Source organism: Janthinobacterium sp. JF4, assembly GCF_059617925.1.
The window spans coordinates 1-8560 of the sequence record NZ_JCAQAV010000075.1; the positions used below are offsets into that span (position 1 = coordinate 1).

The following is an 8560-nucleotide window of genomic DNA, read 5'->3' on the forward strand; positions in this document are numbered from 1 at the left end:
CAGCTTACGGCGGGACTTTCACCCACAGGAGTGCGCCCATGCTGGGCGCACCCACGCAAAAAGCCCGGAACGCATCGCGTTTCCGGGCTTTTTTTCATGTCTTGCGCCCGCAGGCGCTGCAGGCTCAGGCGCGGCGGCGGCGCGCGACAAGACCGACCAGGCCCAGCATCAGCATGCCGTAGGTCGCTGGCTCAGGCACTGCCGAGACGGAGTTGTACGCGCGGAAATTGCTCAGGCCGCGCGGCAGGTTGGCGATGCTGAACACCGTATTGGCGGCCAGCGGCGTATCCCAGTGGAACAACAGTTCGCCACGGCCATAATGCACGGCCAGGTAGTCAAAGCTGGAGCTGACGGTGAACGAACCGGACTTACCGCTTTCCAGGTCGCCCTGGGCGGCAACGACCAATGAGCCGGCGCCGCTGGACGGCAGGCCAAACTTGCTGCTGACCAAGCTCTTGATGGCGGCCGCGCTTTGCGCGCCGGACGGATTGGCGCCGTCATAGACCCAGACCGAGTCCGCTGCCACGCTGCCATAGGTGACGGTATTGCCGCCCACCGAGAAGCCGCTCATGGCAGGGTCGGTGATTTCCACCCAACTCGCCGCCTGGGCCAATGGCGCCAGGCAAGCCGAGACAGCAAGGCAGAGACCCAGCACGGCATGTTTAGTCATGTTCATAGTTTTCCCTATTGATGAATTTCAAAAATTACAATGTTGATTGTATTTTTATTATATTTTTTTTGCGATTGGACAAAAGATATCATTCAGGAAAGTAGAATGCAATAAAAGAAACATCTTCAGCCATTGAAAATTTCAATCGGTCTTAGCAATGTATTGGCGAGGCCGGCTATCACGGGGCTTGCCGCCATCCTTGCCATGAGCACTCACCGTTCCGGGAAACGGGATTGTTGTATCTCAGCACATGTAAAGCGGCAGGGTAGCCCTGCACCAATGGCAAGCCTGAAGGTATGCGTGGTCATCCTGACACGCAATCGGCTACCATGGGTATTACTCTTTTTGATCACGGATAAGCAAGCATGCCCAGTTGGCACCTGGTCGACGCTGCCGAACTGGCGGCGCGCCACCCCTACACTTTCTATAAATCGCCACCCGAGGCCATCGCTCAGGTGCGCCCCGGCGACGTGGTCAAGCTGATCTTCGCCTTCCACAGCGACGATCCGCAAGCGCCAGGCGCCGAGCGCATGTGGGTGCTGGTGGATACGGTGGACGCCAACGGCCATTTCACCGGTAAACTCGACAACATGCCCGGCTACATCGCCGATCTGCACGCCAAAGACCCCATCGCCTTCGCGGCACGCCACATCATCAATACGCAGCACGACGATGACGATAACCTCGTCAACCGCTACGCGGGCCTGTGCTTCGTCACCAAACGCGTGCTGGAAGATGGCACGCCCGTCGGCTATCTATACCGCGAAGAGCCCGACAATGCCGACGACAGCGGCTGGCGCTTCACGGCCAACGACGAGAGCGACGACTACATCAACGACAGCGCCAACGTGGCCCTGGTCTCGCTGGGCGCCGTGCTCAGCGTGGACGACCGGTTTATTGCGCTGCTGGATTCTCCGGCCGGGTCAGCCTATGCCTTCGACCACGACACGCAACAATTCATGGCGGTTGACGAATGACGACAGATGAACTGAAGAAATTTTGCGCGGTGCTGCCCGGCGCGCAAGCCGTGCCGTACGGCGCGCCGTCGAACATCCTCGTGTATGAAGTAGCTGGCAAGAAATTTGCATACTTTAAAACCAGCACGCCCGAGCAGTGGCGCTTCAGCCTGAGAGTCAGCGCGGAGCGCTTTATCGAACTGACGGACATGCCCGGCGTCAAGCCGGCCCGCTACATGGGGCGCTTTCACTGGGTCACCATCGTCGACGTGGCACACTTCCCGGCCGATTACCTGGCCGAACTGGTACAGGACAGCTACGCGCGCGCCGTGGCCAGCCTGACGCGCGCGCAAAGGGCGGCCATCGCCTAAAGGGCGTCCTCTCCCGCCATGGCGCGGTCGATGTCTGCGCGCGTCAGGTCGGGCGCCAGTTGCAGGATGAACTCGTAGGCATAGGCGCGCAGGTAGGCGCCGCGGCGCACAGCCAGGCGCGTCGTATTGGCGGCGAACAGGTGCGACGCTTCCACCGCCCGCAGTCCCTTGTCGCGGCCATGGTCGAAGGCCATCGAGGCGACGATGCCCACGCCCAGGCCCAGCGCCACGTATTGCTTGATGACGTCGGAATCCATGGCCGTCAGGATGATGTCGGTGGCCACGCCGGCCTTGGCAAAGGCGGCGTCGATATGACCGCGCCCCGTAAAACCCTTGTCGTAAGTAATCAGCGGATATTTCGCCAGGTCTTCCAGGCGAATCGGCGAGTGCTCGAGCAGCGGATGGCCGTCCGGCACGACGATCAGATGGCTCCAGCGGTAGCATGGGAACGACACGAGGTCGGGGAACTGGCTCAGGCCTTCCGTGGCGATGCCGATATCGGTCTTGCCGGACAACACCCATTCCGCGATGTGCTCGGGCGCGCTTTGCTGCAGCGCGATGCGCACGTCGGGGAAAGCGGCGCGGAAGCTTTGCACCACTTTCGGCAGCGCATAGCGCGCCTGCGTGTGCGTGGCCGCCACCGACAAGGTGCCGCTGGTCTGGCCGCTGTATTCGAGGCTGGCCTGCTGCAGGTTTTCCGCCTCGATCAAGAGGCGGTCGACGATCTTCAGGATGCCCTTGCCCGGCTCCGTCAAGCCCGTCAAGCGCTTGCCGTTGCGTTCGAAGATCACCACGCCCAGCTCGTCTTCCAGTTCGCGGATCTGCCGGCTCACGCCCGGCTGCGACGTGAACAGGGCGTTGGCCACCTCCGTCAGGTTATAGCCGCGGCGGGCCGCTTCGCGGATCGAACGCAGTTGTTGAAAGTTCATATATTTTCAGCCTTTAGGTTCTTGTCGGTTCAACGAACACGTGGAGGCGTTTCGGGCGAACCACCAGCGTCTCGCCCTCCTTCAATTGCAGATGGGTGAAGCGCTCGTTCGACATCACCGCTTCGATCAGTTCGCTGTTATCGACGCGCAGCAAGTCCAGCTGGGCCAGCGGGCCGATGGCATGCGCGCGGCTCAGTTTCACGACGATGCCTTCCGCACCCTGCGTGTAGCGGTCGATTTCCAGGTCGTGCGGCCGCACATAGGCCGTGCCCTTGCTGTCGCTCACGCCTGCGTGATCGGGCACCTCGAAGCTGGCGTCGCCGGTCGCCATCACGCCGTCATGCACGCGGCCGTGGAACAGGTTGACGTTGCCGAGGAAGCCGTAGACAAACGGTGAAGCCGGGTGGTTGTAGACTTGCTCTGGGGAACCGAGTTGCTCGACGGTGCCCTTGTTCATCAGCACGACCTGGTCCGCCACTTCCAGCGCTTCTTCCTGGTCATGCGTGACGAAAATACTGGTCACATGCAAGTCGTCATGCAGGCGGCGCAGCCAGCGGCGCAATTCCTTGCGCACCTTGGCATCCAGGGCGCCGAACGGCTCGTCGAGCAGCAGCACACGGGGCTCAACGGCAAGCGCGCGCGCCAGGGCGATACGCTGGCGTTGTCCACCCGACAGCTGCGGCGGATAGCGGTCGGCCAGCCAGTCCAGCTGCACCAGCTCCAGCAAATCTTTCACTTTGCGGCGGATCTGGTCTTCCGACGGGCGCTCGCTGCGCGACTTCACGCGCAAGCCAAACGCCACGTTCTCGAACACCGTCATGTGCTTGAACAGCGCATAGTGCTGAAACACGAAACCGACCTGGCGCTCGCGCACGTGGCGGTTCGACGCGTCTTGCGCGTCCAGCAACACCTGGCCGCTGTCCGGATGTTCGAGGCCGGCGATGATGCGCAGCAAGGTGGTCTTGCCGCAACCGGACGGGCCCAGCAGGGCCGTCAATTCGCCGGCGGGAAAGTCCAGCGAGATATTGTCGAGGGCGACGAAATCGCCGAAACGCTTGTGGATGTTGTTAACTGCGATGGTCATATCAGTGCTCCGTAGAACGTAAGGCGGAATCGTCGGCGTCGCTCTCGTTCAAACGCCACTCAATGAAGGCTTTCAGGGCCAGGGTCACCAGCGCCAGCAAGGCCAGCAGCGAGGCGACGGCAAACGCGGCGGCGAAGTTGTACTCGTTGTACAGAATCTCCACCTGCAGCGGCATGGTGTTCGTTTCGCCGCGGATATGGCCGGAGACGACGGACACGGCACCGAACTCGCCCATGGCGCGGGCGTTACACAGGATCACGCCATACAGCAGACCCCACTTGATGTTTGGCAAGGTGACTCGGCGGAAGGTGTTCCAGCCCGAGGCGCCCAGCACGATGGCGGCCTCCTCCTCTTCGCTGCCCTGCGACTGCATCAGCGGAATCAGTTCGCGCGCGACGAACGGGAAGGTGATGAAGATGGTGGCCAGCACGATGCCGGGCACGGCAAACAGGATCTTGATGTCGTGTTCCTGCAGCCACGGACCGAACCAGCCCTGGGCGCCGAACATCAGCACATAGATCAGGCCGGAAATCACGGGCGAGACGGAAAACGGCAAGTCGATCAGGGTCAGCAGGATGCTCTTGCCGCGGAATTCGAACTTGGCGATGCACCAGGACGCGGCCACGCCGAACACCAGGTTCAGCGGCACGGCGATGGCCGCCGTGATCAGGGTCAGCTTGATGGCGGAAATCGCGTCCGGGTCGATGATGGCGGCGATATACGCTTCCCAGCCCTTCTTGAACGCTTCCGCGAACACGGCCACCAGGGGCACGATCAGGAAGGCCGTCAGGAACAGCAGGGCGATAGTGATCAATACCGTGCGCACCCACAAGGGTTCCAGCACGACGGGGCCGACATTCGGCTCGAAGCGGCGCGCTGTCGGGCGCGCATGGTCCACGCCAGCGACGGCAGTCGTATTCGTACTCATGATTTCTTCGCCTTTCCGCGCGTCCATGCTTGCAACAGGTTAATCGTCAACAACAGCAGGAAGGACACCACCAGCATCACCACGGCGATGGCCGTGGCGCCTGCGTAATCGTATTGTTCCAATTTGGTAATGATGAACAGCGGCGTGATTTCCGACACCATCGGCATATTGCCGGCGATAAAGATCACGGAACCGTACTCGCCCGTGGCACGGGCAAAGGCCAGCGCAAAGCCCGTCAGCAGGGACGGCAAGATCGTCGGGAAGATGACGCGGATAAACGTTTGCAGGGAATTGGCGCCCAGGCTGGCGGCCGCTTCTTCCAGTTCCTTTTCCGCGTCTTCCAGCACCGGTTGCACGGTGCGCACGACAAACGGCAAGCCGATGAAGGTCAGCGCCACCACCACGCCCAGCGGCGTGAACGCCACCTTGATGCCCATCACGCCTTCGATGAACTGGCCGAACCAGCCGTTCGACGAGTACAGCGCCGTCAGGGTGATGCCGGCCACGGCCGTCGGCAAGGCGAACGGCAGGTCGACCAGCGCGTCGATGATGCGTTTGCCGGGGAATTGATAGCGCACCAGCACCCAGGCCAGGATGCCGCCAAACACCACGTTCAACAGGGCGGCGATCAAGGAGGCACCGAACGTCAGGCGGTACGACGCCATCACGCGCTCGGACGTGACGGCGCTGAAGAAGGCGTCCCATGTCATGGTGAAGGTTTTCAGGAACACCGACGACAGCGGAATGAGGACGATCAAGGCCAGGTAAAAGAGCGTGAAGCCCAGTGACAGCTTAAACCCCGGCATGACCCGAAACGGCGCTCCGCGCGCCTTGAGCGGTGCGTCTGATGCTGCAGACATAGAAACTCCTTCTTATTACATTTTTGAGTTATAGGCCGCAATAATCACATGCAAACGTTATAAAAAGAACTAACCATTTCTCATTTGCTTAGACGGATTTTGCATACTTGCCAGCAGAATCGGCGGACGAAAAAAAACGCACCGGCGAGGTGCGTTTTTGCTTCTTAGACATATTTATACCCGAGACAAATGCTGGGGTCAGACCCGACGGGGAAATGCGTCCTAGTAGGACGCATTTCAATCGCGAAGCGACTGACCCCGTTCTTACTTGTTCGGCTGCGGCGTCAGGCGCAGATACGGTTTCGCCGCCGTAAAGCCCTTCGGATATTTCTGCTGGATCACGTCCGGATCTTGCACGGTCAAGGGAATGATGACGTCGTCGCCATCCTGCCAGTTGCCGGGCGTGGCCACCGTGTAGCCGTCCGTCAGCTGCAAGGCGTCGATGACGCGCAGGATTTCATTGAAGTTACGGCCCGTGCTGAGCGGATACGTGAGGATCAGGCGTACCTTCTTGTTCGGGTCGACGATGAAGACGGAGCGCACGGTGGCCGTGACGGACTGTTCCGGGTGGATCATGTCGTACAGCACCGACACTTTCTTGTCGACGTCGGCGATGATGGGAAAACCCACGACCGTGTTTTGCGTCTCTTCGATATCCTTGATCCAGCTCTTGTGCGACTCGGCCGCGTCCACGGACAGGGCGATGGCCTTCACGTTGCGCTTGTCGAATTCCGGCTTGAGCTTGGCCGTCAGGCCCAGTTCCGTCGTGCAGACGGGGGTAAAGTCGGCCGGGTGGGAAAACAGCACCACCCAGGAATTGCCAGCCCACTCGTGGAACTTGAGCGGGCCGATCGAGCTGTCTTGTTCAAAATCAGGGGCGACATCGCCCAGGCGTAAAGTCATCGTGATCTCCTTGAAAGGTTGTGTGGCGGGATGTTCGTCGAATCAGGCTGCCTGACGGTGGCGCTTGTCGCTTTGCGCCAGATCAAACAGCGTTTGCAGTTGCGCCTGGCCGTAAACCCAATCGCCAAGGCGCGACTCGGCGTTGATATGGCCCAGCGCACCGCCATCAATATACTTGCAATTCCAGCGCCGTGCCCACTGCGCCGCGTGTTCGGCCGTCATCCACGGGTCCGTCTGGCTGGCGATCAGGATGCCGGGGCAAGGCAGCCGCTTTTGCGGCAATGCCTTGGCCACGCCAAACTTGTCGGGATCGGCCGGCCCCACCAGCAGCACGCCGGCCACGCCGTGCGGGTCGCGCGCCAGGCTGTGCGCCGTCGTCAGGCAGCCGAAGCTGTGGGCGACGATCAGGGTCGGGCGCGCATCCTGCCGCCGTACCTGGTCCAGGCGCGCCGACCAGGTGGCCAGGTCGGGAGCGTTCCAGTCGTCCTGCTCGACCCGCTCGAATTGCGGATACAGGCGCTGCCAGCGGCTCTGCCAATGCTCGGGACCGCTGTTATGCAAGCCCGGCACGATCAGTACCCGGTAATCGGAAAAGCTGCGCAGCGCCATGATGTGTCCTTGCGTGATCGATTCCGGCAAGCGTTGCCGCCTGCCGGTGAAGATTACTTCGGCTGGTAAATCTGGTCAAAGATGCCGCCGTCGGCAAAGTGCGCCTTCTGTGCGGCCGTCCAGCCACCAGCCACTTGCTCGATGGTGAACAGATTGACCTTGGCGAACTGGGACGCGTATTTCTTCGCCGCCTTGTCCGTTGCCGGACGGTAGTAATTCTTCGCGATGATGTCTTGCGCCTCGTCCGTGTACAGATAGCTCAGGTAAGCCTCGGCCACCTTGCGCGTGCCGTGCTTGTCGGCAAACTTGTCGACGACGGCGACGGGCGGCTCAGCCAGGATGCTGACGGATGGCGTGATGATGTCAAACTTGCTCGGACCCAGCTCCTTGACGGCCAGGTAAGCTTCGTTTTCCCATGCGATCAGCACATCGCCGATACCCCGTTCGACGAAGGTGGTGGTGGCACCGCGCGCGCCGGAGTCGAGCACGGGCACGTTCTTGTACAGTTTGCCGAGGAAATCCTTGGCCTTCGCTTCGTTGCCGCCCGGCTGGCGCAAGGCGTAGCCCCACGCGGCCAGATGGTTCCAGCGGGCGCCGCCCGAGGTTTTCGGATTCGGCGTGATGACGGACACGCCCGGCTTGATCAAGTCGTTCCAATCCTTGATGCCTTTCGGGTTGCCTTTGCGCACCAGGAACACGATGGTCGAGGTGTACGGCGAGCTGTTGTGCGTCAAGCGCTTTTGCCAGCCGGCGGCCAGCAGCTTGTGCTCGGCCAGCGCATCGATGTCGTAGGCCAGAGCCAACGTGACCACGTCCGCTTCCAGGCCGTCGATGACGGCGCGCCCCTGCTTGCCGGAACCGCCGTGCGATTGCTTGATCTTGACGTTGTCGCCCGTCTTGCCTTTCCACTCCTTGGCAAACGCCGTATTCACATCCTGGTACAGCTCGCGCGTCGGGTCATACGACACGTTGAGCAGGGTGATATCGGCGGCCTGCGCCGTTTGCAGAAGGGCAAACGCGCTGAGGGCGGCGGCAATGATGATTTTTTTCGACAGCATCTAAGATCCCCGTATGGTTGAACTTTCAGAGCCACCAGATTACGGCGCTATGGCCGCAAAGAGAACGAAGCGTTTCGCCGTTTGATATGCATTTTCCGCATATGGACGGCGCGCAACGGGGATAAAGAGGTTAATAGAAGGCTATGTCACCGTCAGATGTGGGAATGCTCCCAGCGTTGCTTTCAATAACGT

Annotated in this window: 10 protein-coding genes; 2 read left to right on the forward strand and 8 right to left on the reverse strand. The window is 61.0% G+C overall.

From position 1 onward, the window contains the following. Positions 1-124: 124 nt before the first annotated feature. Positions 125-676 carry a PEP-CTERM sorting domain-containing protein gene (locus AC54AF_RS26470; protein WP_496638958.1) on the reverse strand — a complete coding sequence of 184 codons (552 nt, stop codon included), beginning with the start codon at positions 674-676 and terminating at the stop codon, positions 125-127. 359 nt (positions 677-1035) lie between these two features. Between AC54AF_RS26470 and AC54AF_RS26475 the strand changes: the two genes are divergently transcribed. Both AC54AF_RS26475 and AC54AF_RS26480 read left to right on the forward strand, forming a co-directional pair. Next, positions 1036-1647, forward strand: coding sequence for an immunity protein Imm33 domain-containing protein (locus tag AC54AF_RS26475; RefSeq protein WP_496638959.1), 612 nt, complete (start codon positions 1036-1038; stop codon positions 1645-1647). Next, positions 1644-1997: an MmcQ/YjbR family DNA-binding protein gene (locus AC54AF_RS26480; protein ID WP_496638960.1), complete on the forward strand. Its 354-nt coding sequence runs from the start codon at positions 1644-1646 to the stop codon at positions 1995-1997. The genes AC54AF_RS26475 and AC54AF_RS26480 overlap by 4 nt, the downstream gene beginning before the upstream one ends. Here AC54AF_RS26480 and AC54AF_RS26485 read toward each other — a convergent pair. The 7 genes from AC54AF_RS26485 to AC54AF_RS26515 form a co-directional block, all read right to left on the reverse strand. Further along, the gene (locus AC54AF_RS26485) at positions 1994-2926 is read right to left on the reverse strand and encodes a CysB family HTH-type transcriptional regulator (protein WP_496638961.1); all 933 of its coding nucleotides are present in this window, start codon (positions 2924-2926) and stop codon (positions 1994-1996) included. The genes AC54AF_RS26480 and AC54AF_RS26485 overlap by 4 nt on opposite strands. A 13-nt stretch (positions 2927-2939) precedes the next feature. Then, on the reverse strand, positions 2940-4010 hold the full coding sequence (locus AC54AF_RS26490; RefSeq protein WP_496638962.1) for a sulfate/molybdate ABC transporter ATP-binding protein: 1071 nt from the start codon (positions 4008-4010) through the stop codon (positions 2940-2942). Between the two features lies 1 nt (position 4011). After that, the gene (gene cysW / locus AC54AF_RS26495) at positions 4012-4938 is read right to left on the reverse strand and encodes a sulfate ABC transporter permease subunit CysW (RefSeq protein WP_496638963.1); all 927 of its coding nucleotides are present in this window, start codon (positions 4936-4938) and stop codon (positions 4012-4014) included. After that, positions 4935-5744, reverse strand: a complete 810-nt coding sequence (gene cysT, locus AC54AF_RS26500) for a sulfate ABC transporter permease subunit CysT (RefSeq protein WP_496638966.1) — start codon at positions 5742-5744, stop codon at positions 4935-4937. Before cysT ends, cysW begins: the two co-directional genes overlap by 4 nt. Before the next feature lie 318 nt (positions 5745-6062). Further along, complete coding sequence (locus AC54AF_RS26505) at positions 6063-6701, reverse strand: peroxiredoxin (RefSeq protein ID WP_496638964.1); 639 nt, start codon at positions 6699-6701, stop codon at positions 6063-6065. A gap of 42 nt (positions 6702-6743) precedes the next feature. After that, entirely contained in the window at positions 6744-7310 is a 567-nt protein-coding gene (locus tag AC54AF_RS26510) for an RBBP9/YdeN family alpha/beta hydrolase (RefSeq protein ID WP_496638967.1), read from the reverse strand. Between the two features lie 53 nt (positions 7311-7363). Further along, positions 7364-8368 (reverse strand): sulfate ABC transporter substrate-binding protein, encoded by a 1005-nt coding sequence (locus AC54AF_RS26515; RefSeq protein WP_496638965.1) that lies wholly within the window; start codon positions 8366-8368, stop codon positions 7364-7366. Positions 8369-8560: the final 192 nt, after the last annotated feature.

Bases quoted from the DNA above. Each gene is read 5' to 3' on its own strand.
- AC54AF_RS26470 (WP_496638958.1), bottom strand. From the start codon at position 676: ATGAACATGACTAAACATGCCGTGCTGGGTCTCTGCCTTGCTGTCTCG.
- AC54AF_RS26475 (WP_496638959.1), top strand. From the start codon at position 1,036: ATGCCCAGTTGGCACCTGGTCGACGCTGCCGAACTGGCGGCGCGCCAC.
- AC54AF_RS26480 (WP_496638960.1), top strand. From the start codon at position 1,644: ATGACGACAGATGAACTGAAGAAATTTTGCGCGGTGCTGCCCGGCGCG.
- AC54AF_RS26485 (WP_496638961.1), bottom strand. From the start codon at position 2,926: ATGAACTTTCAACAACTGCGTTCGATCCGCGAAGCGGCCCGCCGCGGC.
- AC54AF_RS26490 (WP_496638962.1), bottom strand. From the start codon at position 4,010: ATGACCATCGCAGTTAACAACATCCACAAGCGTTTCGGCGATTTCGTC.
- cysW (WP_496638963.1), bottom strand. From the start codon at position 4,938: ATGAGTACGAATACGACTGCCGTCGCTGGCGTGGACCATGCGCGCCCG.
- cysT (WP_496638966.1), bottom strand. From the start codon at position 5,744: ATGCCGGGGTTTAAGCTGTCACTGGGCTTCACGCTCTTTTACCTGGCC.
- AC54AF_RS26505 (WP_496638964.1), bottom strand. From the start codon at position 6,701: ATGACTTTACGCCTGGGCGATGTCGCCCCTGATTTTGAACAAGACAGC.
- AC54AF_RS26510 (WP_496638967.1), bottom strand. From the start codon at position 7,310: ATGGCGCTGCGCAGCTTTTCCGATTACCGGGTACTGATCGTGCCGGGC.
- AC54AF_RS26515 (WP_496638965.1), bottom strand. From the start codon at position 8,368: ATGCTGTCGAAAAAAATCATCATTGCCGCCGCCCTCAGCGCGTTTGCC.